This is a genomic window from Providencia alcalifaciens DSM 30120 (assembly GCF_000173415.1).
In the GTDB taxonomy this organism is placed as follows: domain Bacteria; phylum Pseudomonadota; class Gammaproteobacteria; order Enterobacterales; family Enterobacteriaceae; genus Providencia; species Providencia alcalifaciens.
Genome location: NZ_ABXW01000003.1, coordinates 1 through 24,426, shown reverse-complemented (window position 1 = coordinate 24,426; position 24,426 = coordinate 1). Strand labels below are relative to the sequence as shown.

The 24,426-nt window shown below is 44.3% G+C and carries 19 protein-coding genes; 10 read left to right on the top strand and 9 right to left on the bottom strand.

Features of this window, described 5'->3' with window-relative positions; translation table 11 throughout:
• Positions 1 to 6: 6 nt before the first annotated feature.
• The 8 genes from thiC (at position 7) to dcuC (ending at position 8,657) form a co-directional block, all read left to right on the top strand.
• Complete coding sequence (gene thiC / locus PROVALCAL_RS00340; protein WP_006657060.1) at positions 7 to 1,974, top strand: phosphomethylpyrimidine synthase ThiC; 1,968 nt, start codon at positions 7 to 9, stop codon at positions 1,972 to 1,974.
• Entirely contained in the window at positions 1,958 to 2,635 is a 678-nt protein-coding gene (gene thiE, locus PROVALCAL_RS00335; RefSeq protein WP_006657059.1) for a thiamine phosphate synthase, read from the top strand. The genes thiC and thiE overlap by 17 nt, the downstream gene beginning before the upstream one ends.
• Positions 2,625 to 3,383 (top strand): HesA/MoeB/ThiF family protein, encoded by a 759-nt coding sequence (locus tag PROVALCAL_RS00330; protein WP_006657058.1) that lies wholly within the window; start codon positions 2,625 to 2,627, stop codon positions 3,381 to 3,383. Before thiE ends, PROVALCAL_RS00330 begins: the two co-directional genes overlap by 11 nt.
• Complete coding sequence (gene thiS, locus PROVALCAL_RS00325) at positions 3,371 to 3,571, top strand: sulfur carrier protein ThiS (protein WP_006657057.1); 201 nt, start codon at positions 3,371 to 3,373, stop codon at positions 3,569 to 3,571. The genes PROVALCAL_RS00330 and thiS overlap by 13 nt, the downstream gene beginning before the upstream one ends.
• A gap of 2 nt (positions 3,572 to 3,573) precedes the next feature.
• Positions 3,574 to 4,341 (top strand): thiazole synthase, encoded by a 768-nt coding sequence (locus tag PROVALCAL_RS00320; RefSeq protein WP_006657056.1) that lies wholly within the window; start codon positions 3,574 to 3,576, stop codon positions 4,339 to 4,341.
• A complete protein-coding gene (gene thiH / locus PROVALCAL_RS00315; protein WP_006657055.1) occupies positions 4,341 to 5,462 on the top strand; it encodes a 2-iminoacetate synthase ThiH in 1,122 nt (373 codons plus the stop codon). Before PROVALCAL_RS00320 ends, thiH begins: the two co-directional genes overlap by 1 nt.
• A 571-nt stretch (positions 5,463 to 6,033) precedes the next feature.
• Positions 6,034 to 7,287, top strand: a complete 1,254-nt coding sequence (pepT, locus tag PROVALCAL_RS00310) for a peptidase T (protein ID WP_036963418.1) — start codon at positions 6,034 to 6,036, stop codon at positions 7,285 to 7,287.
• A complete protein-coding gene (dcuC, locus tag PROVALCAL_RS00305; protein WP_006657053.1) occupies positions 7,284 to 8,657 on the top strand; it encodes a C4-dicarboxylate transporter DcuC in 1,374 nt (457 codons plus the stop codon). Before pepT ends, dcuC begins: the two co-directional genes overlap by 4 nt.
• Before the next feature lie 329 nt (positions 8,658 to 8,986).
• Here the strand turns inward: dcuC and PROVALCAL_RS00300 are convergent, their stop codons facing one another.
• Positions 8,987 to 9,973, bottom strand: a complete 987-nt coding sequence (locus PROVALCAL_RS00300; RefSeq protein WP_006663016.1) for a hypothetical protein — start codon at positions 9,971 to 9,973, stop codon at positions 8,987 to 8,989.
• A 571-nt stretch (positions 9,974 to 10,544) separates the two neighbouring features.
• Here PROVALCAL_RS00300 and PROVALCAL_RS00295 point away from each other — a divergent pair.
• Together PROVALCAL_RS00295 and PROVALCAL_RS00290 are read left to right on the top strand one after the other, a co-directional pair.
• Positions 10,545 to 11,204 carry a class I SAM-dependent methyltransferase gene (locus tag PROVALCAL_RS00295; RefSeq protein ID WP_226890335.1) on the top strand — a complete coding sequence of 220 codons (660 nt, stop codon included), beginning with the start codon at positions 10,545 to 10,547 and terminating at the stop codon, positions 11,202 to 11,204.
• 78 nt (positions 11,205 to 11,282) lie between these two features.
• Entirely contained in the window at positions 11,283 to 11,792 is a 510-nt protein-coding gene (locus tag PROVALCAL_RS00290) for a pyridoxamine 5'-phosphate oxidase family protein (RefSeq protein ID WP_006657050.1), read from the top strand.
• A 66-nt stretch (positions 11,793 to 11,858) separates the two neighbouring features.
• Here the strand turns inward: PROVALCAL_RS00290 and rpoC are convergent, their stop codons facing one another.
• The 8 genes from rpoC to secE form a co-directional block, all read right to left on the bottom strand.
• The gene (rpoC, locus tag PROVALCAL_RS00285; protein WP_006657049.1) at positions 11,859 to 16,082 is read right to left on the bottom strand and encodes a DNA-directed RNA polymerase subunit beta'; all 4,224 of its coding nucleotides are present in this window, start codon (positions 16,080 to 16,082) and stop codon (positions 11,859 to 11,861) included.
• Positions 16,083 to 16,191: 109 nt separating this feature from the next.
• Positions 16,192 to 20,220, bottom strand: coding sequence for a DNA-directed RNA polymerase subunit beta (gene rpoB, locus PROVALCAL_RS00280; RefSeq protein WP_006657048.1), 4,029 nt, complete (start codon positions 20,218 to 20,220; stop codon positions 16,192 to 16,194).
• Between the two features lie 356 nt (positions 20,221 to 20,576).
• Entirely contained in the window at positions 20,577 to 20,942 is a 366-nt protein-coding gene (gene rplL, locus PROVALCAL_RS00275) for a 50S ribosomal protein L7/L12 (RefSeq protein ID WP_006657047.1), read from the bottom strand.
• Positions 20,943 to 21,002: 60 nt separating this feature from the next.
• Complete coding sequence (gene rplJ, locus PROVALCAL_RS00270) at positions 21,003 to 21,500, bottom strand: 50S ribosomal protein L10 (RefSeq protein WP_006657046.1); 498 nt, start codon at positions 21,498 to 21,500, stop codon at positions 21,003 to 21,005.
• Between the two features lie 334 nt (positions 21,501 to 21,834).
• On the bottom strand, positions 21,835 to 22,536 hold the full coding sequence (gene rplA / locus PROVALCAL_RS00265; protein ID WP_006657045.1) for a 50S ribosomal protein L1: 702 nt from the start codon (positions 22,534 to 22,536) through the stop codon (positions 21,835 to 21,837).
• A 4-nt stretch (positions 22,537 to 22,540) separates the two neighbouring features.
• A complete protein-coding gene (gene rplK / locus PROVALCAL_RS00260; RefSeq protein ID WP_006657044.1) occupies positions 22,541 to 22,969 on the bottom strand; it encodes a 50S ribosomal protein L11 in 429 nt (142 codons plus the stop codon).
• A 165-nt stretch (positions 22,970 to 23,134) separates the two neighbouring features.
• Positions 23,135 to 23,680 carry a transcription termination/antitermination protein NusG gene (nusG, locus tag PROVALCAL_RS00255; protein ID WP_006657043.1) on the bottom strand — a complete coding sequence of 182 codons (546 nt, stop codon included), beginning with the start codon at positions 23,678 to 23,680 and terminating at the stop codon, positions 23,135 to 23,137.
• Complete coding sequence (gene secE / locus PROVALCAL_RS00250; RefSeq protein ID WP_006657042.1) at positions 23,681 to 24,067, bottom strand: preprotein translocase subunit SecE; 387 nt, start codon at positions 24,065 to 24,067, stop codon at positions 23,681 to 23,683.
• Positions 24,068 to 24,426: the final 359 nt, after the last annotated feature.

The window sequence follows — 24,426 nt, the reverse complement described above, 5'->3', positions numbered from 1 at the left end:
ATTGCTATGTCCAATAATACGAATAATTCTGTTATACCGAGTACCGATATTTCACCTAAAGCTGCGCCAGCACGTACCCGAAAAGCGCAACGAGATGCCGCGGAAGACTTTATCAATACCATTTCCGGCGTTTCATTCCCTAACTCCAAACGTATTTATCTCCTAGGCTCACGGGACGATATCCAAGTGCCTATGCGCGAAATTCAGCTCTCTCCAACGCTCATCGGCGGTGATAAAGAGAATCCCAAATTTGAAGATAATGAAGCCGTTCCTGTGTATGACACTTCAGGTCCTTACGGCGATCCCGCTTCTGAACTCAACGTGCATAAGGGGTTGAAAAAAATCCGTGCGCCGTGGATCCATGAACGCGCCGATACCGTTGCTGTTGAGAATCTCAGCTCGGACTTTACCCAACAGCGCTTAGCGGATGCGGGCTTAGACCACCTGCGTTTTAATAATCGCCCTGCTCCGCTGAAAGCCCAAAACGGAAAATGCGTCACTCAGCTACACTATGCGCGCCAAGGCATAGTGACTCCAGAAATGGAATTTATCGCTATTCGTGAAAATATGGGGCGTGAGCGTATTCGCAGCGAAGTATTGCGCCAACAACACCCGGGGCAAAGTTTTGGGGCTATTTTACCAGACAATATTACACCTGAGTTTGTACGCCAAGAGGTCGCTGCGGGTCGCGCAATTATCCCTGCCAATATTAACCATCCTGAATCTGAGCCGATGATTATTGGGCGTAATTTCTTAGTGAAAGTTAACGCTAATATCGGTAACTCTTCGGTGACTTCATCTATCGAAGAAGAGGTAGAAAAACTGATTTGGTCCACGCGCTGGGGCGCAGACACTGTTATGGACTTATCGACAGGTCGCTATATACATGAAACCCGCGAGTGGATTTTGCGTAATAGTCCAGTGCCAATCGGCACAGTGCCTATCTATCAAGCTCTGGAAAAAGTGAATGGCGTTGCCGAAAACCTCACTTGGGAAATGTTCCGCGATACGCTGTTAGAACAAGCAGAACAAGGCGTTGATTACTTTACTATCCATGCTGGCGTATTACTGCGCTATGTACCAATGACAGCTAAACGTCTGACGGGCATTGTTTCCCGTGGCGGTTCTATCATGGCGAAATGGTGTTTATCCCACCATCAGGAAAACTTCCTGTATGAACATTTCCGTGAAATTTGCGAAATTTGCGCCGCCTATGATGTTTCACTCTCATTAGGGGATGGGCTGCGTCCGGGGTCTGTACAAGATGCTAACGACGAAGCCCAATTCTCAGAATTACATACCTTAGGCGAACTGACCAAGATCGCATGGGAATACGATGTACAGGTGATGATTGAAGGTCCGGGGCATGTGCCAATGCAAATGATCCGTCGCAATATGGTCGAAGAATTAGAGCACTGCCATGAAGCGCCATTCTATACATTAGGTCCTCTAACGACGGATATTGCGCCGGGTTATGATCATTTCACTTCCGGTATTGGTGCCGCCATGATTGGGTGGTTTGGCTGTGCAATGTTGTGCTATGTCACCCCCAAAGAGCACCTTGGTTTACCGAACAAAGAAGACGTCAAACAAGGGCTAATTACCTACAAAATTGCCGCCCATGCAGCTGATTTAGCAAAAGGTCATCCAGGTGCGCAAATTCGTGATAACGCGATGTCCAAAGCGCGTTTTGAGTTTCGTTGGGAAGACCAATTTAATCTTGCCCTCGACCCAGAAACGGCGCGTAAATATCACGATGAAACCCTACCCCAAGCTTCTGGGAAAATAGCTCACTTCTGCTCAATGTGTGGACCAAAATTCTGCTCAATGAAAATTTCCCAAGAAGTTCGTGACTATGCGGCACAAAAAGAAGCGGGAATGGAGCAGATGTCTGAAGCTTTTCGCGCCCACGGAAGTGAGCTCTATCATGGGGCTGAGATTACTGAGGTCGTGAGTGATGAACAAAACGCTTAAATTACCGAAGAGTCCATTTCCACAGACTGAGCATCGCCTTGGTCTGTACCCTGTCGTGGATTCGGTTGAATGGATTGAACGCCTGCTAAATGCAGGTGTTTCCACCTTGCAATTACGAATCAAAGACAAACAAGATAGCGAAGTTCATGAGCAAATTCAGCGCGCGATTGCACTTGGCAAGCAACATAATGCCCGATTATTTATTAATGACTATTGGCGTTTAGCCGTAGAGTTAGGGGCATATGGCGTACATTTGGGACAAGAAGATCTGGACACAACCGACCTTATCGCCATTCATCAAGCGGGGTTACGGCTGGGGATCTCCACCCACGATCCCGATGAGGTCGCGATCGCCAAATCCATTCGTCCATCATATATCGCACTTGGGCATATTTTTCCCACCCAAACCAAGCAGATGCCATCCACACCACAAGGTTTAGAAGCACTAAAACGGATGGTTATCGCGACACCCGAATTTCCGACGGTGGCAATCGGTGGAATTTCTATTGAGCGAGTGCCAGCCGTACTCGACACGGGCGTAGGTAGCATCGCTGTTGTTAGCGCGATAACCCAAGCAGAAGATTGGCAAGCTGCCACTCAAACGCTACTTGATTTGATTGAACCAGCTTCTCGCTTAAAGGATAACGACCATGCTCAATGATCACGAATTTATGCGTTATAGTCGCCAGTTACTCCTTGAGGACGTCAGCCCTGAAGGGCAACAAAAACTCAAAGATAGTAAAGTGTTGATTGTTGGCTTAGGCGGGCTGGGTTCCCCTGCAAGCCTGTATTTAGCCGGTGCGGGTGTGGGTGAATTATGGATAGCCGATCATGATGATTTGCATATTTCTAACTTACAGCGCCAAGTCCTCTACAATACGCAGGATATTAACCAATCCAAGGCACAGCTAGCCGCTGCCCGCTTAAAGCAGCTCAATCCTCATACCAAAACGCGTATTTTCCAACAGAAATTAGATATTGATAGCTTATTCCCGCTGGTGGAACAGGTGAATCTGGTTCTCGACTGCTGCGATAACATGGCGACTCGCCATGCGGTCAATGCTGCCTGTGTTGCCAGCAATACACCATTAGTCAGCGGCAGCGCTGTGGGTTTTGGCGGACAACTAATGGTACTTGAGCCCCCATTTCAATTCGGTTGTTATGCATGCTTGTATCCCGACCAAGAAGAACCGCAACGCAACTGCCGTACCGCGGGTGTTTTAGGTCCCGTTGTTGGCGTGATGGGTACCTTACAAGCCTTAGAAGCTATCAAATTGCTGGTGGGGTTACCGTCCCCATTAAGTGGAAAATTGCGCCTGTTTGATGGAAAACAGCAGCAATGGAATACCTTGCAACTGACACCGTCAAAACAGTGCCCTGTCTGCCAAGAGGTCACATGCATATCATAATCAATGACCAGCCGATGGAGGTAGAAGGTCCTATTACCCTCCACCAGCTGCTCACTCAGCTCGAACAAAATCCATCAGGCTCTGCACTGGCGATCAATCAAGTCATCATTCCCAAAAGCCAGTGGGAAAGCCATTTTGTTAATGAACAAGACAACATTCTGCTGTTTCAAGCCATCGCAGGGGGTTAATAATGTTAAAAATTGCTGATGTCACATTTCAATCACGTTTATTCACTGGAACCGGTAAATTTGCTACGCCAGCCTTAATGCAGCAAGCCATTCAAGCCTCTGGTAGCCAGCTGGTGACCATGGCGATGAAACGCGTCAATTTACGAGGGCAAGATGACGGGATTTTACAACCACTTCAAGAACTTGGCGTTAAGTTACTTCCCAATACATCAGGTGCAAAAAATGCCCAAGAAGCTATCTTCGCCGCGCGTCTTGCCCGTGAAGCACTTGGCACCCATTGGGTTAAATTAGAAATTCACCCCGATATGCGCTATTTGCTTCCTGACCCGGTTGAAACATTGCTAGCTGCAGAGCAGTTAGTCAAAGAAGGCTTTGTGGTATTACCTTATTGCAGTGCTGACCCTGTTTTATGCAAACGGCTAGAAGAAGTGGGTTGTGCAGCAGTGATGCCTCTAGGCGCGCCAATTGGCACCAATAAAGGCTTGGTAACGAAAGAGATGCTCCAGATTATTATCGAGCAAGCTAACGTCCCTGTTGTTGTAGATGCTGGTATTGGTGCACCAAGCCACGCTGCCGAAGCCATAGAAATGGGAGCAGATGCCGTGCTAGTAAATACCGCCATCGCCGTTGCCAAGCAACCTAAGCTAATGGCTCAAGCATTTAAAATGGCGATTGAAGCGGCACAACTCGCACGCCAAAGTGGACTTGCCGCTCAGAAACAACACGCTGAGGCTTCCAGCCCACTAACGCAATTTTTGGAGGCACTGTAATGGACAGAAGTTTCCGTGAACGTTGGGAACAGCTGGATTGGGATGACCTCACATTACGGATTAATGGAAAAACAGCTGCGGATGTAGAACAGGCGCTGCAACGTGATACTTTGACCCTCGATGATTTTATGGCGCTACTTTCGCCCGCAGCGCGACATTATATCGAGCCGATGGCTCAAAAAGCCCAACGCCTTACTCGCCAACGGTTTGGTCATGCGGTCGGTTTTTATGTCCCACTGTACCTTTCCAATCTGTGCGCAAATGACTGCACGTATTGCGGGTTCTCAATGAGTAACCGTATTAAACGTAAAACCCTTGATGAAGCCGAAATCATCAGTGAATGTGAAACCATTCGCCAAATTGGCTTTGACAGTTTGTTGCTGGTAACTGGTGAACACCAAACCAAAGTGGGTATGGACTATTTTCGCCGTTATCTCCCCGTAATTCGTCCTTATTTCAGCTCGTTGATGATGGAAGTTCAACCTTTGGGCACTGAAGAATATCGCGAGCTAAAAACCCTTGGGTTAGATGGGGTCATGGTGTACCAAGAAACCTACCATGAAGCCACTTATGAGCTTCACCATTTGAAAGGTAAAAAGCAGGACTTTCACTGGCGGTTAGCCACACCTGAACGTCTTGGACAAGCGGGTGTCGATAAGATTGGATTAGGCGCATTAATCGGACTTTCCAGTAGTTGGCGAACAGATTGCTATATGCTGGCAGAGCATCTGCTGTATATGCAACAACACTATTGGCAAAGCCGCTATTCTATTTCATTTCCGCGTTTACGCCCTTGCGCTGGGGGAATTGAACCCGCTTCGTTAATGGGAGATGCCGAGCTAGTTCAGCTGATCTGTGCGTTTCGTTTACTCGCACCGACAGTAGAGCTTTCTCTCTCTACCCGCGAATCCCCTTATTTTCGTGATCATGTGGTACCACTGGCAATTAACAACGTCAGCGCTGGATCGAAAACGCAACCAGGGGGCTATGCAGATTCAAAAACCGAGTTAGAACAATTTTCACCAAATGATAATCGCAGTGCAGCTCAAGTCGCACATGCCTTAGTTCAGGCTGGATTACAGCCCGTTTGGAAAGACTGGGATGGTTATTTAGGACGTTAATTTATGTTTTATCGATGGGAAATATTTTCCGGAATATTTCCCATCAAATGGAACTCATAGAACGCCATATTTAATTTTTTAAATTATAATATTAAATCGATCACAAAAACTCGAGTAATAATTAAAAATAGAGATGAAGTTAAAAACCCAATAATATTTAAAATTTATTTTAATAATTTTTTAATATCTAATGACATTACGATAATAATATAACTGAAATTTAATTTTTCATTACCTTCGTTAAATATCAATTTACGTTAAGAAAGATGAATATCTAGCATTAAATATAATTCGCGGTAAGACACCTGAAATAACCAATGTATATCAATTAGATAAATTAAACAATAACACCTTGCTTAGTGTGTGCATATTCTAGTTAAATTAGAAAACATTGCTACTCATATTCATCTTTTTTAATCACTCTGTGTCTTCAATCAAAAAAATAACTGGTCAGATATTTATTTCCTCATAATTCATGATAAAAGAATATAGCAATGAGGGTGCTTTACCTTCGTTGAAAGAACAAAAGTATAAAAATAATGCATCATAATGATGCTGGAGAATGAGAATAATGAATATTGTTGACCGTTTTATTTCTTATACCAAAATTAATACCACCACAAATAGGGAAAAAGGCGCAGCAGGTATCATGCCATCGTCAGAAGGTCAGCGCGTCCTTGCTAAACAGTTAGTTCAAGAATTAGAAGGTTTAGGCTTACAGGATATAAAACTGCGCGATACGGCTATCGTCACAGCAACATTGCCTTCAAATCTTGATTATAAAGTTCCTACTGTCGCCTTCTTTGGTCACCTCGATACCAGTGCAGAGCAGACTAACGACACCAAAGCACAAATTTTGCCTTATAACGGCGAAGATATTTGCATGAATAAAGAGCTCAATATTTACCTCCGTAAAAGTGAGTTTCCTGAATTAGAAAACTATCTCGGCGATGACATTATTGTGACCGATGGAACCAGCTTATTAGGTGCCGATGATAAAGCCGCCATCGCATCAATTATGGATATGCTGCAATACTTTAAACAAAACCCTGATATCAAACATGGTGATATCAAAGTAGGCTTCGTTCCTGATGAAGAGCAAGGTCTACGTGGTGCTAAAGTTTTTGATGTAAAAGAATTTGGTGCAGATTTTGCTTACACATTAGACTGTTGTGGTATTGGCGAGCTCGTGTATGAAAACTGGAACGCGGGCGATGTTGAAATCGTCTTCACAGGTAAATCTGCTCACCCAATGTCTGCAAAGGGTAAGCTGGTGAACTCTCTGCTGATGGCGCAAAAATTTATTGCGATGCTGCCGGGTGGTGAAGCGCCTGAATATACCGAAAATCGCGAAGGCTATTATTGGGTTAAACAGATGTCGGGTAACAGTGCGCGTACCGTTCTGAAAATGGATGTGCGTGACTTTACCGAAGAGGGCTACCGCGCTCGTATGGCATTCCTGAAAAAATTAGCGGATCACTGTGAAGATTTGTGGGGACCAGAGAGCGTCACTTGCACATTGGCAGACCGTTATTCAAACGTCTACAACAGTCTACAAGGTGAAAACCGTTACCCAATCGATATTGCTCACGCAGCTTATGAAGCCTGTGGTATCACACCAAAAGTGATCCCAATGCGTGGTGGCTACGATGGTGCAGCACTTTCACAAAACGGGCTTCCTTGTCCAAATATTTTCACCGGTGCACACAACTTCCACTCCATCTATGAGTACCTACCCGTGAAATCTCTGTATGCCGCCAGTGATGTGCTGAAACAAGTGGTGCAAATCACCGCTGAACGCTTCAAACCAGGAGCTAAAGCATGATCCCAATTCTAACGGTTCTGATTATCGTTGTTTTGGTTGCTCGTTTTATTTTAAAAGGATACAAAGCTGAACCTGTGCTGTTAATTGCAGGTTTAGTTTTGATGATTTGCACCCTAGCTCTAGGCTGGGGACCTATCCTACCAAAAAGCGTAGCAACCACCGGTATCACTTGGCTTGACCCATTTGAAGTCATGCGCGATCTATTCAGTAGCCGTGCCGCAGATCTTGGTTTGATGATCATGGCTCTGATGGGTTTCGCTCACTATATGGATCATATCGGTGCAAACGAAGCCGTGGTTCGCGTAGCAACTAAGCCACTTAAAAATATGCGTTCTCCTTATGTATTGCTGTTTTTCTCCTTCTTACTAGCGAGTATCTTACAGTTAGCCATTCCGTCGGCAACAGGCTTAGCCGTATTATTAATGGGAACCATGTTCCCAATTATGATCGGTTTGGGTTTATCACCTGCGTCAGCCGCTGGGGTTATCGCTACATCCCTTGGTGTAGCTTATACACCAACTGCAATTGATGCTATTCGTGGTGCAAAAGCTGTCGATATGTCAGTCGTTGAGTATGTCCTTTACTACCAAGGTCCTGCGGCATTAGCGACAGTGCTGGTTGTCGGGATTACCCATATTTTTTGGCAGCGTCATTGTGATCGAAAACAAGGCTTTGTACCTGAAATCGGTAAAGCAGTGCAATCCCATGATAAAGAAACAACCGCAAAATCGGTACCAGGCTACTATGCGATTTTACCGATGCTGCCAATTATCATGGCGGTCGGTTCTTCCAACCTGTTTTTTGAGGGAATTCACCTCGACGTTGTGACCATCGTACTGATTGCTATGGCGATTTGTATGGTATTGGAAACCGTGCGAGTGCGTAACTTCAAGCAAGTGTGTAATGGCTTCCAAACTTTCCTGAATGGGATGGGTCATGCGTTTAGTAACGTCGTAGGGCTGTTAGTCGCTGCAGGTGTATTTGCTCACGGTATTAAAGTCAGTGGAGCAATCGACCAGCTTATTCTAGGCGCTGAATCCGTTGGCTTACCGCCGTTTGCGATGGCGATTGTATTCGCATTAGTCACCTTAGCCGCCGCAATCATTATGGGTTCAGGTAATGCGCCATTCTTAGCATTCGTGGAATTAATTCCACAAATTGCGCATAGTATGGGCGTTAACCCAATTGCGATGATCTTACCAATGCAACAGGCTTCCCATATGGGTCGTGGTATGTCACCTGTATCTGGGGTCATCATTGCCGTATCCAGTGGCGCTAAACTACAGCCATTTGATGTGGTGAAACGAACGGCAGTACCGTTGATGGTCGGCTTTGTCGCTCACTGTGCAATCATTGGGATTTTTTACTAAATCTCGACTGAACTCACGATAATGTAGTGACATCAACGTATTTAAATAAGGTCCCAATGGTTACCATTGAGGACTTTATTTTTATAAGATAAGAAATCATCAAAACCAGCCCTCGCACAGAGTCATACCATTTATATACTCAGATACTCTCAACTTTACGCTAAATTTTGGGGATAGAATAACTTGTCGCCATTCATTCTGCATATTATCCGTTAATAATAATGTATTGTTACCATCATTGATGCGTAGATCTGGGATTGTAGGTCACCTTAAATTTAAGCTGAAATAGCCACTATTATTTAGGCCTGCAATTCGCAGGCCTTTTGTGTTTAACGTTTACACTGGCAATCTGAATGGTGATGATGGCTATGATGATCATCGTTACCACAACAAGCATCTATTGCCTTGTTCATAATCTCAGCGAGCGTGTTTACCGTTCCTAAAATCGTAGGCAACTGGTCACACACATTCGCACACTCTGAACGCCCTGAGCTATCTGGATTTGGAATCGTTGGCGGAATCAAACTGTCGCAGAGAATTTCTTGCAGTACGAGACCGAAGTTAGCAATACCCGTGGTGTATATATAAGAGCGGCCACCGGTTTTATCCGCTAAGCGTGCATACTCTTTGGTCACGCGGTCTCTGTCCGCAAGCGTTGGAAAACGGTCGAGGTTCGTTGGCGCATCATCCGGCGTTCCTTGATAGGTATACACTTTGACATGAGCATGTTGGGCAATTTCAATCGCCTCATTATTTTTGGCAATGGCCGCGCTAGTGAGTCGCCCTCCACCACCTTCCATTCCTTCATCACCTAGGACAAAAATGGCTCGGCGCGCACCATCACGCCAATCAAAGTATTTACTCACATCGATAACTGCACGGCAGAGATCTTCTTTATTCCCTGCATGGTCAATACCATCGGCTTCTTTAAACGGTAAGCGAGCTTGTAAGCTACTTTCGTTGACACCTTTTAAGATAAGGTAATCACTCACCGATTGATCAAACTTCGTACCAGCCCAAACACCTTGAATCCCCAAAAATGTGGCTCTTAAGTGTGATGGGCAATTGGCTGCTGCTTTTTCAATAGCAGCATCAATTTGTTGGCTTAAATCAGCTGACTCATCAGACATTGATCCACTCGTGTCAATGACGACTACTAGGTCTAAAGCAATATCCCCAGTCCCTGTAACAAGCTGAGAAGTTTGATTTACCATAATACTTGGCGCACCAAACGAAGCCATGCCACTGATTGAGCTATTAGAAGCAGTCATTTCATTATCATTTTCAATACTATTATTTTCTGTACTCTTACCCATCTTTATATTCCTGTTAAATTCATAGCATTTAATATATTGGATCTTCATATTTTAATAATATATTTATATAATACTTTTATGATGTATCTAACTACCCCCTAAGTAATTTACTCAAGGTCGTCATTATTAATTTAATCGCTTTTTAATTTACATAATAATTAATGTCAAAATACTAATAGAAATTAATCAATCCATTTAAAAATCAATTTATTAACAAATAAAATTAGTAAATTCTTTTACTAAAAAAAGAAAAAATGAAGAATAACATCATAAAATTGTTGAATTTATCATTCATAATAGAAAGTTACGCTATATGGTTCAATAATTGTTAGTGACTAACAAATGAGATGATATTCACTAAGTTAATGTTCACCTATATTACTTCTAAAATTTAATTGATGTGTTTATTCATTATAAAAATACTTAATTAAAGATATTATTTTATTCATCAATCATTCAAATAATGATGAAGTTAACTTGTTAACAAAAAATCCCAACTCTATATACAATGAAAAACTTTAATAATTTAGCTGATTTCTATAATAAAAGTTTGCTATGGCCATATCGAAAAATGCTCGAATTACCGAATTTAAAAAAGTGGTTAGGGGAAGATGCTTTAGTCAGGATCCTAGATTATGGCTGCGGTGGAGGGGCAATATCTCGCTGGTTAGTAAGTCAAGGATACAAGCATGTTGTTGGCTATGATACCTCGATAGGAATGATAAAAAGTGCTCAAGAACATGAAGCCAGAACACCTAAAAATATTCAATATATTAATGAAATGAGCTCAATCCTCCATTATTCATTTGATGTGGTCATCGCTATCTATCTACTGCCCTACGCAGTCAATAAAGTACATCTACTTACGTTACTCCAAAGCATGTATCAAGCTTTAACCCCTCAAGGGAAAATCATTGCGATAACGCTATCCCCGAACTTTTCGACCGACCCAGAGTACTATCGACCTTACGGTTTTCGCTTAATTGCTCAGGACACCCTACATGATGGCAGCCAGGTGGCTCTAAATATCTGCGAAGCATCTACTGATATCACTCTCCCCACCTATTATTATTCTTTGGAAACCCTAAAGAATAGATTTGGGCAAGCAGGCTTTAGTAACGTCACAACACTCCCCTATTCACCGAGCTTTTCAAACAACGATCCCGCGCTATTGAACTATCTTCAATGTCCCCACTGCATCATTATCACAGCGCACAAAAAGACCCCTTAACTCAATTCAATACACAATAACTTATCGCGAAAGTCCCAATAATGGATTTTCTTCTTACACACATACAATGGAGACCCCATGAGTTTAAAACAACGTAGTTTAGCGCTCTTACATACCGCCCGTTTTGTCACTTTTGCCACACAATGCAACGATCATTCGCCGTGGGCTTCTATTCTAGAGCCTAGAATACTCCTTAATCCATTACGCTTTATTTGGTTTTCATGTCATCAAAGTCAGCATTCCCAAAACATTCGACAAAACTCTCAAGTGAGCGGTTCTCTATTTCGTTATGATTTAATTGAATATCCCGAGATAGGATTGGATGGCGCACAATTTATCGGACATGCCCGTGAGCTATCTGATGAAGAGTGTATCAGTGCTTACTCGCATTTTTATCAACTCACACCGTTTGACGATACTCAGCACTTAACAGACATGATTCCCTTAGAACAACTTCAAAAAAATGGGCATTCTCGATTTTATCAAGTAGACATTGAGCAATTCTGGTTGGTTGATATTGAAAGTTGGGTTACACACAAAGAAAATAGACGGGTTTCGGTGCCTCTAAGTTACCTGAATGATGAATAACTCATTGGCAAAAAAAACCGGTATCTTTCGACACCGGTTCTATTAAGCGATTCTATCAATCAAAAATTATTTCTGATTGTCGCTAGTGAAGCCTGCATTTAACAGTTCAGCTAAGTTCGCTGTTGCCTCGTCTGCGCTAACTTGTGGAGCTTCCACAGCTTCGCTCAGATGACGACGACGAATACGATCTTGGTGATACGCAAAACCAGTACCCGCAGGGATCAGACGTCCAACAATAACGTTTTCTTTCAGACCGCGCAGTTCATCACGTTTACCTGCTACCGCAGCTTCTGTCAGTACGCGTGTAGTTTCTTGGAATGATGCCGCTGAGATAAAGGATTCTGTTGCCAGAGATGCCTTAGTAATACCCAACAGATCACGATCAAAGTTAGCTGGAATTTTACCTTCAGATTCCAGTTTACGGTTAGAAACTTTAACACGAGAGTACTCAACCTGCTCACCTTCGAGGAATTCAGAGCTTCCTGCATCCGCGATGGTGACTTTACGCAGCATCTGACGAACGATAACTTCGATGTGTTTATCGTTAATCTTAACGCCTTGTAAGCGGTAAACTTCTTGAACTTCGTTAGTGATGTAACGAGTCACAGCATGAACACCACGCAGACGCAGGATGTCATGTGGAGACTCTGGACCATCAGAAACAACGTCACCACGTTCAACGATTTCACCTTCGAATACGTTGAGCTGACGCCATTTAGGAATCATCTCTTCGTATGGCTCACTACCATCTAATGGAGTGATAACCAGACGGCGTTTACCTTTAGTTTCTTTACCAAACGAGATAATACCGCTGATTTCAGCCAGAATCGCAGGCTCTTTCGGACGACGAGCTTCGAACAAGTCAGCAACGCGTGGCAGACCACCCGTGATATCTTTAGTCCCGACGGATTCTTGTGGAATACGCGCTAAAGTATCACCGGCATTGATCGCAATGCCATCATCTAACTGAACAATTGCTTTACCCGGTAAGAAGTACTGAGCTGGCATGTCAGTGTTAGGGATCAGAACATCATTGCCGTTCGCATCGATAACACGCAGCGCAGGACGTAAGTCTTTACCAGCACTTGTACGCTCAGCAGTATCCAGAACCACGATTGAAGACAGACCGGTTAACTCATCAGTTTGACGAGTCATAGTCTGGCCATCAAGCATGTCAGAGAAGCTGATGATACCAGATACTTCACTGACAACTGGCATGGTGTGTGGATCCCAGTTCGCAACGGTTTCACCGCCGATCACTGACGCGCCATCACCTTTGGTTAAGTGTGCACCGTAAGGAACTTTATAGCTCTCTTTAGTACGACCGAATTCGTCAATCAGACGCAATTCTGTATTACGTGAAGTAATAACCAGTTTGCCTTCTGAGTTGGTTACGAATTTCGCGTTAACCAGTTTCAGAGTACCTGTGTTACGAACTTGGATGCTAGATTCTGCTGCCGCACGAGATGCCGCACCACCGATGTGGAACGTACGCATCGTCAGCTGTGTACCCGGCTCACCGATTGATTGTGCCGCGATAACACCGATAGCTTCACCTTTGTTGATGATATGACCACGAGCCAGGTCACGACCATAACAGTGAGCACACACACCGAAGTCAGTTTCACAACTTACAACGGAACGTACTTTCACGCTGTCAACAGAGTTAGCTTCTAACAGGTCACACAGTTTTTCGTGTAATAGTGTATTACGTGGAACCAGAATATCAGCTGTACCTGGGATCAGGATATCTTCAGCTGTTACACGTCCAAGTACACGTTCACGCAGTGGTTCTTTAACGTCGCCACCCTCGATAACCGGAGTCATCAGGATACCTTCGTGAGTACCACAGTCATCTTCAGTCACTACCAAGTCTTGAGCAACGTCAACTAAACGACGAGTCAGGTAACCGGAGTTCGCTGTTTTCAATGCGGTATCCGCAAGACCCTTACGAGCACCGTGGGTAGAAATAAAGTACTGGAGAACGTTCAGACCTTCACGGAAGTTCGCCGTGATTGGTGTTTCGATGATGGAGCCATCTGGCTTCGCCATCAGACCACGCATACCTGCTAGCTGACGAATCTGCGCAGCAGAACCACGAGCACCGGAGTCGGCCATCATAAAGATACTGTTGAAAGAAACTTGTTGTTCTTCTTCACCGTCACGGTTGATGACTGCTTCAGTAGACAAGTTTTCCATCATCGCTTTAGCAACACGTTCGTTTGCCGCTGCCCAGATATCGATAACTTTGTTATAACGTTCGCCTGCTGTAACCAGACCAGACTGGAACTGTTCCTGAATTTCTGCAACTTCCGCTTCTGCTTCGGCGATGATTCCAGCTTTTTTCTCTGGAATAACCATATCGTCGATACCAACCGATGCACCAGAACGTGCCGCATAGGCAAAACCGGTATACATGATTTGGTCAGCAAAAATAACGGTTGGCTTCAGACCCAGTACACGGTAACAAGTGTTCAGCATTTTGGAGATTGCTTTCTTACCTAACGCTTGGTTAACCAGAGAGTAAGGCAGACCTTTCGGTACGATCATCCATAAAATTGCACGACCAACCGTGGTATCAACTAAACCAGTGTTAATCGTAATGTTACCTTCGCTGTCCTTCACTTCTTCAGTGATACGGACTTTAACACGGGCATGCAGTGAAGCATGACCTGAACGGTAAACACGCTCAGCTTCTTTAGGACCGGCTAATACCATGCCCTCGCCTTTCGCGTTTACACAGTCACGAGTCATGTAGTAGATACCCAATACAACGTCCTGAGAAGGAACGATGATAGGCTCACCACTTGCAGGTGACAGGATGTTGTTGGTTGACATCATCAACGCACGCGCTTCTAACTGAGCTTCCAGAGTCAGAGGAACGTGTACCGCCATTTGGTCACCATCGAAGTCGGCGTTATATGCCGCACAAACGAGTGGGTGCAATTGGATAGCTTTACCTTCGATCAAAATTGGTTCGAAAGCTTGGATACCCAGACGGTGAAGTGTTGGTGCACGGTTCAGCATAACTGGGTGTTCACGGATAACTTCATCCAAGATATCCCAAACAACCGCTTCTTCGCGCTCAACCATTTTCTTCGCAGCTTTAATGGTTGTTGCCAGACCACGTAATTCTAATTTGCCGTAGATAAATGGTTTGAATAACTCAAGTGCCATTTTCTTAGGCAGACCGCACTGATGCAGACGCAGGTATGGACCTACGGTGATTACAGAACGACCTGAGTAGTCAACACGCTTACCAAGTAAGTTCTGACGGAAACGACCTTGTTTACCTTTGATCATATCTGCCAAAGATTTCAGAGGACGTTTGTTAGAACCTGTGATTGCGCGACCACGACGACCGTTATCTAACAGTGCATCAACCGCTTCTTGCAACATACGTTTTTCGTTACGTACGATGATGTCTGGCGCAGCCAGATCCAGAAGACGTTTCAGACGGTTGTTACGGTTGATTACGCGACGATACAGATCGTTCAGATCTGATGTTGCGAAACGACCACCATCCAGTGGAACTAATGGACGCAGATCAGGTGGCAGAACTGGCAGAACGTTTAAGATCATCCACTCTGGTTTGTTACCAGATTGAATGAACGCTTCTAACAGTTTGATACGCTTGGTCAGCTTTTTACGCTTGGTTTCTGAGTTAGTTTCATTTAACTCTTCACGCAGCGTTTCGCACTCGTTCTCAAGATCGAGGTTTTTCAGCAGACCTTGGATTGCTTCCGCACCCATTTTTGCGTCAAATTCGTCACCGAACTCTTCCAACGCATCTAAGTATTGCTCTTCTGTCAGAATCTGTGCGCGCTCAAGGCTGGTCATCCCGCCTTCAACAACAACATAAGATTCAAAGTACAGAACGCGTTCGATATCGCGCAGTGGCATATCGAGCAGCAAACCGATACGGGATGGTAGTGATTTTAAGAACCAAATATGTGCAGTCGGAGATGCGAGTTCAATATGACCCATACGCTCACGACGAACTTTAGTTTGTGTAACTTCAACGCCACACTTCTCACAAATCACACCACGGTGTTTTAAACGCTTGTACTTACCGCACAAACATTCGTAGTCTTTTACTGGCCCGAAAATACGCGCACAGAAAAGACCATCACGTTCTGGTTTGAACGTACGGTAGTTAATGGTTTCTGGCTTTTTAACTTCACCGAATGACCATGAACGGATCATATCAGGTGATGCCAGAGCAATCTTGATCGCATCAAACTCTTCGGTCTTGGTTTGCGCTTTCAGAAACTTAATTAAGTCTTTCACTAAATGGCTCCTGTCGGAGTTAGACCTGTCAGGTGAGTGCTCGAGGCCACTCTCCCCAAATCCCAGTGCTTACATGGGCCGGAAGGCGAACCTTCCGGCACAAAACGAATTACTCGTCTTCCAGCTCGATGTTGATACCCAGTGAGCGGATTTCTTTCAGCAATACGTTGAAAGATTCCGGCATACCAGGTTCCATCTGATGGCTGCCGTCGACGATGTTTTTATACATCTTCGTACGACCGTTAACGTCATCCGATTTAACTGTAAGCATTTCTTGAAGAGTATAGGCTGCACCGTATGCTTCCAGTGCCCACACTTCCATCTCCCCGAAACGCTGACCACCGAACTGCGCTTTACCACCCAGCGGCTGCTGAGTAACCAAGCTGTAAGAACCAGTTGAACGGGCGTGCATCTTATCGTCAACCAAGTGGTTCAGTTTCAGCATGTACATGTAACCCACGGTTACCTGACGCTCAAATTTCTCGCCAGTACGACCGTCGAACAGTGTAATCTGACCTGAAGTTGGCAGACCACCCAGTTTCAGCAGTTCTTTAATTTCTTTCTCTTTCGCACCATCAAACACTGGCGTTGCAATTGGCATACCTTTTCTCAGGTTCTCAGCCAAACGCATAACTTCTTCATCAGAGAAAGTATTTAAGTCAACTTTCTGACGCGGATCATCACCTAAATCGTAAGCTTTCTGGATGAATTCACGCAGTTTGGCAACTTCTTGCTGCTGTTTAAGCATAGCATTGATTTTTTCACCAATACCTTTAGCAGCCATACCTAAGTGAGTTTCCAGAATCTGACCGATGTTCATACGTGATGGTACGCCCAGTGGGTTCAGAACGATGTCAACTGGGTTACCGTTTTCATCGTAAGGCATGTCTTCAACTGGGTTGATTTTTGAGATAACACCTTTGTTACCATGGCGACCCGCCATTTTATCACCCGGTTGGATCTGACGTTTAACAGCCAGATAAACCTTAACAATTTTCAGTACGCCTGGAGCAAGGTCATCACCTTGGGTGATCTTGCGACGTTTCGCTTCCAGTTTCTTCTCGAACTCAGATTTCAGTTCATCATACTGTTCAGCTAATTGCTCTAACTGGTTCTGTTTCTCTTCATCAGCTAACGCTAATTCTAACCAACGGTCACGAGGCAGTTTATCCAGTTTTTCAGCTTCAATACCACCGCTGATCAGTACAGAACGGATACGAGAGAACAATGCAGATTCAAAAATACGCAGTTCTTCTGTTAAGTCTTTCTTCGCATCACGTAACTGAGTTTCTTCGATTTCCAGAGCACGTTTGTCTTTCTCTACACCATCACGGGTAAATACTTGTACATCGATAACTGTACCAGATACACCGTTAGGAATACGTAAAGAAGAGTCTTTAACGTCTGACGCTTTCTCACCGAAGATAGCACGCAGCAGTTTTTCTTCTGGTGTTAATTGTGTTTCACCTTTAGGGGTTACTTTACCAACCAGAATATCGCCGCCTTTCACTTCTGCACCGATATAAACGATACCGGATTCATCAAGTTTAGACAGTGCTGCTTCACCAACGTTTGGAATATCCGCAGTGATCTCTTCAGGTCCTAATTTGGTGTCACGAGACACACAAGAGAGTTCCTGAATGTGAATAGTTGTGAAACGGTCTTCTTGAACAACACGCTCAGAAACTAAGATGGAGTCTTCGAAGTTATAACCATTCCATGGCATGAATGCCACGCGCATGTTTTGACCAAGTGCTAATTCACCAAGGTCTGTTGAAGGACCATCAGCTAACACATCACCACGTTCAACTGGCTCACCTAAAGATACGCAAGGCATCTGGTTGATACAGGTGTTCTGGTTAGAACGAGTGTATTTAGTCAGGTTATAGATATCGATTCCAGCTTCGCCCGGATACATCTCATCTTCGTTAACTTTGATAACGATACGAGAAGCATCAACGTATTGAACTGAACCACCACGTCTAGCAACAGCAGTAACACCGGAGTCAACCGCTACTGCACGTTCCATACCTGTACCAACTAATGGTTTGTCAGCACGTAAAGTAGGAACCGCTTGACGTTGCATGTTTGCACCCATCAATGCACGGTTAGCATCATCGTGTTCAAGGAATGGGATCAGAGACGCACCAACAGAAACAACCTGTTGAGTCGAAACGTCCATATATTCAACTTGTTCACGGCTGAATAAGCTTGATTCACCTTTGTTACGACAAGTGATCAATTCTTCGATGAAACGACCATCATCACTTAATACGGTGTTTGCCTGAGCAATGATGAAGTTACCTTCTTCGATTGCAGACAAGTAATGGATTTCATCCGTTACGATGCCATCACGAACTAAACGGTAAGGGGTTTCTAAGAAACCATACTCATTGGTCTGTGCATAAACAGATAATGAGTTGATCAGACCGATGTTCGGACCTTCAGGCGTTTCGATTGGACAAACACGACCATAGTGAGTTGGGTGTACGTCACGTACTTCGAAGCCCGCACGTTCACGAGTCAGACCACCAGGGCCTAATGCAGAGATACGGCGTTTGTGCGTAATTTCAGACAGTGGGTTGTTCTGGTCCATAAATTGAGACAGCTGGCTGGAACCAAAGAACTCTTTAACTGCGGCTGAAATTGGCTTAGCGTTGATCATATCCTGTGGCATTAATGCATCGAGGTCGCCCAGAGAAAGACGCTCTTTCACTGCACGCTCAACACGAACCAGACCTACACGGAATTGGTTCTCAGCCATTTCACCAACGGAACGAATACGACGGTTACCTAAGTGGTCGATATCATCGACTTCGCCTTTACCGTTACGGATATCGATGAGTTTACGCATAACATCAATGATGTCTTCTTCACTCAGGATACCAGAACCTTCGATTTCATCGCGGTTCAGTGAACGGTTAAACTTCATGCGGCCGACAGCAGACAAGTCATAACGGTCTTCAGAGAAGAACAAGTTATCGAACAGGTTTTCTGCCGCTTCGCGAGTTGGTGGCTCACCAGGACGCATCATGCGGTAGATTTCTACCAGTGCACTTAAGCGATCGTTAGTTGGGTCGACACGAACGGTTTCAGAGATATAAGCACCGTGGTCTAAGTCGTTAGTAAACAATGTTTCAATTGTTTTGTGACCAGATTGGCTCAGACGTGCCAACATATCTAATGACAGTTCCATGTTCGCTGCACAAATCAGCTCACCAGTGCTCTCATCGATATAGTCTCTTGCAACAACTTTACCTGCGATGTATTCAACAGGAACTTCGATGCTGTTAATTTCTTCTTTTTCTAACTGACGAATATGACGTGCAGTGATACGACGGCCTTTTTCAACATAGACTTTGCCGTTTGCTTCGATATCGAAAGAAGCAGTTTCACCACGTAAACGCTCAGGAACCAGCGTCATCATCAGTTTATTATCACGGATTTGGAATACAGTTTTTTCGAAGAACAGATTTAAGATTTCTTCGGTGTTGTAATCCATTGCACGCAGAATAATGGTCGCAGGTAATTTACGGCGACGGTCAATACGTACAAACAGGTTATCTTTCGGATCAAATTCGAAATCAAGCCATGAACCACGGTAAGGGATAATACGTGCGTTATACAGCACTTTACCTGAAGAGTGAGTTTTACCTTTATCGCTGTCAAAGAATACACCTGGACTACGGTGTAACTGAGAAACGATAACACGCTCAGTACCGTTGATAACAAAAGTTCCGTTTTCAGTCATGAGTGGAATTTCACCCATGTAGACTTCTTGTTCTTTGATGTCTTTAACGGTGCCTTCTGGTGCTTCTCGCTCATAAACGATCAGGCGCAGTTTTACACGCAGTGGTGCAGAATACGTCACACCGCGAATTTGACATTCTTTAACATCAAAAACAGGCTCGCCTAAACGATAGCTGACATATTGCAGTTCCGCATTGCCGCTGTAGCTCTGAATTGGGAATACAGAACGGAAAGCTGCTTCCAAACCATTCTGGCCATCAGGATCTTGCTCGATAAACTTCTGGAACGAGTCAAGTTGGATAGAAAGGAGATAAGGTATATCCAAAACTTGTGGACGTTTACCAAAATCCTTACGAATACGTTTTTTCTCGGTATAGGAGTAAACCATAGGTTTCCTCAGCTCGTTGATCAGTGACCCAAGTCGTTCGTCCTTAGGTAAAGGACAGAACAGGAACGCGTTTTTTGAAGAAATGGAAAATGAATACTTTCCGTAATACTCATTGCTATTACTCTTAAATCATTTCATTGCATTCCTGAGGCTACCGAGCTACCCGAGCGGGTCGTAGCGCAGAACACAGTATATTAAGTCGTCAATAGAAAGAAGTATTGGGGGGTTGTTTGTTAACATTAAAACTGCGTGAAAAGCTGTTAACACCCATCACGCCTTACAGCGCAAAAAGGCTGGTGATTATAAAATCACCAGCCATCAGCCTAATTACTTAAGCTGCGTTCTTGAATTTGAACTTATTTAAGTTCAACAGAAGCGCCTGCTTCTTCAAGAGATTTTTTCAGAGTTTCAGCTTCGTCTTTGCTTGCAGCTTCTTTGATAACTGCTGGAGCTGATTCTACCATGTCTTTAGCTTCTTTCAGGCCAAGACCGGTTGCACCACGTACTGCTTTGATAACTGCAACTTTGTTCGCACCAACAGATGCCAGAACAACGTCGAACTCAGTTTTTTCTTCAGCAGCTTCAGCTGGGCCCGCAGCAACAGCAACAGCTGCAGCAGCAGAAACGCCGAATTTTTCTTCCATCATAGTAATCAGTTCAACAACGTCCATTACAGACATTTCTGCAACTGCATCAAGGATTTGGTCTTTAGTGATAGACATAACAAGTGTTCCTAAAATTCAGAAATAGTTTATACGTTAAAAAGCAACGAAGGAAAGGGCTTATGCAGCTTCTTTCTGATCGCGCAGAGCAGCCAGAGTACGAACCAATTTGCCGGCAGCGGCTTCTTTCATGGTTGCCATCAGGCGTGCGATTGCTTCATCGTAAGTTGGGAGAGTTGCCAGACGATCGATATCTTTCGCTTGGATTAACTCACCTTCAAAGGCCGCAGCTTTAATCTCAAATGCTGGATTCGCTTTCGCGAACTCTTTGAACAGACGAGCGCCAGCGCCCGGATGTTCGTTAGAGAAAGCAATTAAGGTTGGACCAACAAACGCGTCTTTCAGTACATCATACGCTGTACCTTCAACAGCACGACGAATCAAAGTGTTGCGAACAACACGAATGTAAACGCCAGCTTCGCGACCTGCTTTACGCAGTTCAGTCATTTTTGCTACAGTTACGCCGCGTGAATCAGCAACAACTGCAGAAAGCGCGCCTTTGGCTACTTCGCTGACTTCAGCAACAATCGCTTGTTTGTCTTGAAGATTTAGTGCCATTAGCTTCTTGCTCCTGGATTAACCGGGAAAACCCGGGACTCACATCACTCAAACACAACATTATGTAAGAGCGCTAAAACACGGTGAGCAGAATAGAAATCCAGAATAAATTCTAGGTATCTCTGTCACCGTCTACGCAGGTAAATTAAGTAGCTACTAGTAACTAATAAACTACACCTGCGGTCTTGGACGGGGTCTGGAAAGGCCAGACTCCATACCGAAATTTGTGGTTTGTTGGGCATATTTCTATCCCCAACAAACTCGAGGCGTCAAATTTTATACAAATCTAACGCAAAGGTAAAGCCTAATTACCGATTAGCAAATGCTAACGGAATTAAACTGCTGCTGACAGACCAGATTGGTCGATAGCAACACCTGCGCCCATTGTAGTGGACAGGCTGATTTTCTTGATGAAAACGCCTTTAGCAGAAGCTGGTTTTGCTTTTTTCAGCGCGATCAGCAGTGCTTCTAAGTTTTCTTTCAATTTGTCAGCGTCGAAATCAGCTTTACCGATAGTGGTGTGGATGATTCCGTTTTTGTCGTTACGGTAACGAACCTGACCCGCTTTAGCGTTATTAACAGCTTCAGCAACGTTAGGAGTTACAGTACCAACTTTCGGGTTTGGCATCAGACCGCGTGGACCCAGAACTTGACCTAATTGGCCAACAACGCGCATTGCATCTGGAGAAGCAATAACAACGTCAAAGTTCATTTCGCCAGCTTTGATTTTATCAGCCAGATCTTCCATACCAACCAGTTCAGCGCCAGCAGCTTTAGCAGCTTCAGCGTTTGCGCCTTGTGCGAACACAGCAACGCGAACTGAACGGCCAGTACCGTGTGGCAGTACAGTTGCACCGCGAACGTTCTGGTCAGATTTACGAGCATCGATACCAAGATTGATAGCTACGTCAACGCTTTCAACGAATTTAGCAGTCGCTAATTCTTTCAGCAGAGCAACGGCTTCATTGATGTCATACTGTTTAGTTACATCAACTTTCTCACGGATATTGCGCATGCGCTTAGTCAGTTTAGCCATTCTATTAGTCCTCCACTACCAGGCCCATGGAACGAGCAGTACCAGCGATTGAACGCATCATCGCGTCAACGTCAGCACCAGTCATATCCGCAGCTTTAGTTTCTGCGATTTCGCGAACCTGTGCAGAAGTCACTTTACCAACTTTGTCTTTGTTCGGCTTACCAGAACCAGACTTAACGCCAGCCGCTTTTTTCAGCAGAACTGCTGCCGGTGGAGTTTTAGTTACGAAAGTGAATGAACGGTCTGCATAAACAGTAATAACAACAGGAATTGGTAAACCTTTTTCCAGGCTGTCTGTTTTTGCGTTGAACGCTTTACAGAATTCCATGATGTTCACACCTTGCTGACCCAGTGCTGGACCAACCGGTGGACTTGGGTTTGCCATACCAGCTGCTACTTGCAGCTTAACGTAGGCTTGTACTTTCTTAGCCATGATATTTCCTCAAATTGGGTAATAACGCCTTAGTCGATAAGGCTCCCCGTTACATTAACGCCCCGCAAAACCCTATTTGTATAGTATTTTGCCAAGCATAAAAAACAAAAGGCGCGAAATTGTATGAAAATTTCGCGCCTTTTGCAAGTCTGAGACTCGGATTAATTAGGCTTTTTCTACCTGTCCGAAATCTAACTCAACAGGTGTTGCACGACCAAAAATTGAAACAGAGACTTTTAAGCGGCTCTTTTCATAGTCGATTTCTTCAACAACACCGTTGAAGTCAGCGAATGGACCTTCGCTAACACGAACCATCTCACCTGGTTCAAATAGTGTTTTAGGACGTGGCTTATCACCAACTTGTTGTAAGCGATTCATGATCGCGTCAACTTCTTTATCACTAATTGGCGCTGGACGATCTGACGTTCCACCGATAAAGCCCATTACACGCGGAACACTGCGTACTAAGTGCCAAGAGTCATCGTTCATGACCATTTGAACTAATACGTAGCCTGGGAAGAATTTACGTTCGCTCTTACGACGTTGACCGCTACGGATCTCAACAACTTCTTCAGTTGGAACCATAACATCGCCGAACAACTCTTCCATATTATGTAATTTGATATGTTCACGCAGAGACTGTGCTACGCGACCTTCAAAACCAGAGAATGCCTGAATGACATACCAGCGTTTTTTAGGTAAATCTGACATTTAGAATAACCTCAGGCTTGTAATAAATGAAACTAAACGCACTAGGATACCATCTAATCCCCACAGGATTAATGACATTACAGCCGTTACAGCAGCAACAATCAACGTTGTTTGCAATGCTTCCTGGCGAGTAGGCCAAATGACTTTTTTCACCTCGATGCGAGCTTCGCGCGCAAACGCCAGAGTTGCTTTACCTTTTGTGGTCCACAAAGCAACAGCACCAGCAATAGCGACTACAGCTACAACTGCAAAAGCACGCAGTGCGAGATTATATTGACGGAAGTAATAGTTACCCACGATAGCAACTAATAATAAGGCACAGACAACTACCCATTTGAAGATGTCTGCACTGCGTCCACTTCCTTGAGCTTCGCTATTCGCACTCATAATTCAACCTGTTACCATGAAATATGTATAAAGCCCGCTTGCCTTACTTATACAGTACGGCAATCAGAGCACACCAATAGAATATGCCAGCATACCCAGTAAATTTATTGACCACCCTATTCTGAAAATAAATTTCTTTTTGTGGCAGCGGTAAAATATACCATAACTTCTGAGCAAAACCTTAATAAATCTCATATAACTGTATCGGGCTCTCAATACAGTTAGTAAATCGTTGTTTCAGAGCCTATCTCACCAATAATTATTAAAACGATTGATGAGATAGGTTCTTAGGTTTACAGCGTTGGCATTTTAAAAACTTGAGTATAAAAAGGGCATCAGTCGATGCCCTTTTTACTAAA

What these genes read in the sequence shown, in the direction of transcription:
- PROVALCAL_RS00330 (WP_006657058.1), top strand. Translation starts at nt 2,625, where the DNA reads ATGCTCAATGATCACGAATTTATGCGTTATAGTCGCCAGTTACTCCTT.
- secE (WP_006657042.1), bottom strand. Translation starts at nt 24,067, where the DNA reads ATGAGTGCGAATAGCGAAGCTCAAGGAAGTGGACGCAGTGCAGACATC.
- rplA (WP_006657045.1), bottom strand. Translation starts at nt 22,536, where the DNA reads ATGGCTAAACTGACTAAGCGCATGCGCAATATCCGTGAGAAAGTTGAT.
- thiS (WP_006657057.1), top strand. Translation starts at nt 3,371, where the DNA reads ATGCATATCATAATCAATGACCAGCCGATGGAGGTAGAAGGTCCTATT.
- rplL (WP_006657047.1), bottom strand. Translation starts at nt 20,942, where the DNA reads ATGTCTATCACTAAAGACCAAATCCTTGATGCAGTTGCAGAAATGTCT.
- dcuC (WP_006657053.1), top strand. Translation starts at nt 7,284, where the DNA reads ATGATCCCAATTCTAACGGTTCTGATTATCGTTGTTTTGGTTGCTCGT.
- rpoB (WP_006657048.1), bottom strand. Translation starts at nt 20,220, where the DNA reads ATGGTTTACTCCTATACCGAGAAAAAACGTATTCGTAAGGATTTTGGT.
- thiE (WP_006657059.1), top strand. Translation starts at nt 1,958, where the DNA reads ATGAACAAAACGCTTAAATTACCGAAGAGTCCATTTCCACAGACTGAG.
- nusG (WP_006657043.1), bottom strand. Translation starts at nt 23,680, where the DNA reads ATGTCAGATTTACCTAAAAAACGCTGGTATGTCATTCAGGCATTCTCT.
- PROVALCAL_RS00290 (WP_006657050.1), top strand. Translation starts at nt 11,283, where the DNA reads ATGAGTTTAAAACAACGTAGTTTAGCGCTCTTACATACCGCCCGTTTT.
- rplK (WP_006657044.1), bottom strand. Translation starts at nt 22,969, where the DNA reads ATGGCTAAGAAAGTACAAGCCTACGTTAAGCTGCAAGTAGCAGCTGGT.
- PROVALCAL_RS00320 (WP_006657056.1), top strand. Translation starts at nt 3,574, where the DNA reads ATGTTAAAAATTGCTGATGTCACATTTCAATCACGTTTATTCACTGGA.
- PROVALCAL_RS00295 (WP_226890335.1), top strand. Translation starts at nt 10,545, where the DNA reads ATGCTCGAATTACCGAATTTAAAAAAGTGGTTAGGGGAAGATGCTTTA.
- thiC (WP_006657060.1), top strand. Translation starts at nt 7, where the DNA reads ATGTCCAATAATACGAATAATTCTGTTATACCGAGTACCGATATTTCA.
- rplJ (WP_006657046.1), bottom strand. Translation starts at nt 21,500, where the DNA reads ATGGCACTAAATCTTCAAGACAAACAAGCGATTGTTGCTGAAGTCAGC.
- PROVALCAL_RS00300 (WP_006663016.1), bottom strand. Translation starts at nt 9,973, where the DNA reads ATGGGTAAGAGTACAGAAAATAATAGTATTGAAAATGATAATGAAATG.
- pepT (WP_036963418.1), top strand. Translation starts at nt 6,034, where the DNA reads ATGAATATTGTTGACCGTTTTATTTCTTATACCAAAATTAATACCACC.
- thiH (WP_006657055.1), top strand. Translation starts at nt 4,341, where the DNA reads ATGGACAGAAGTTTCCGTGAACGTTGGGAACAGCTGGATTGGGATGAC.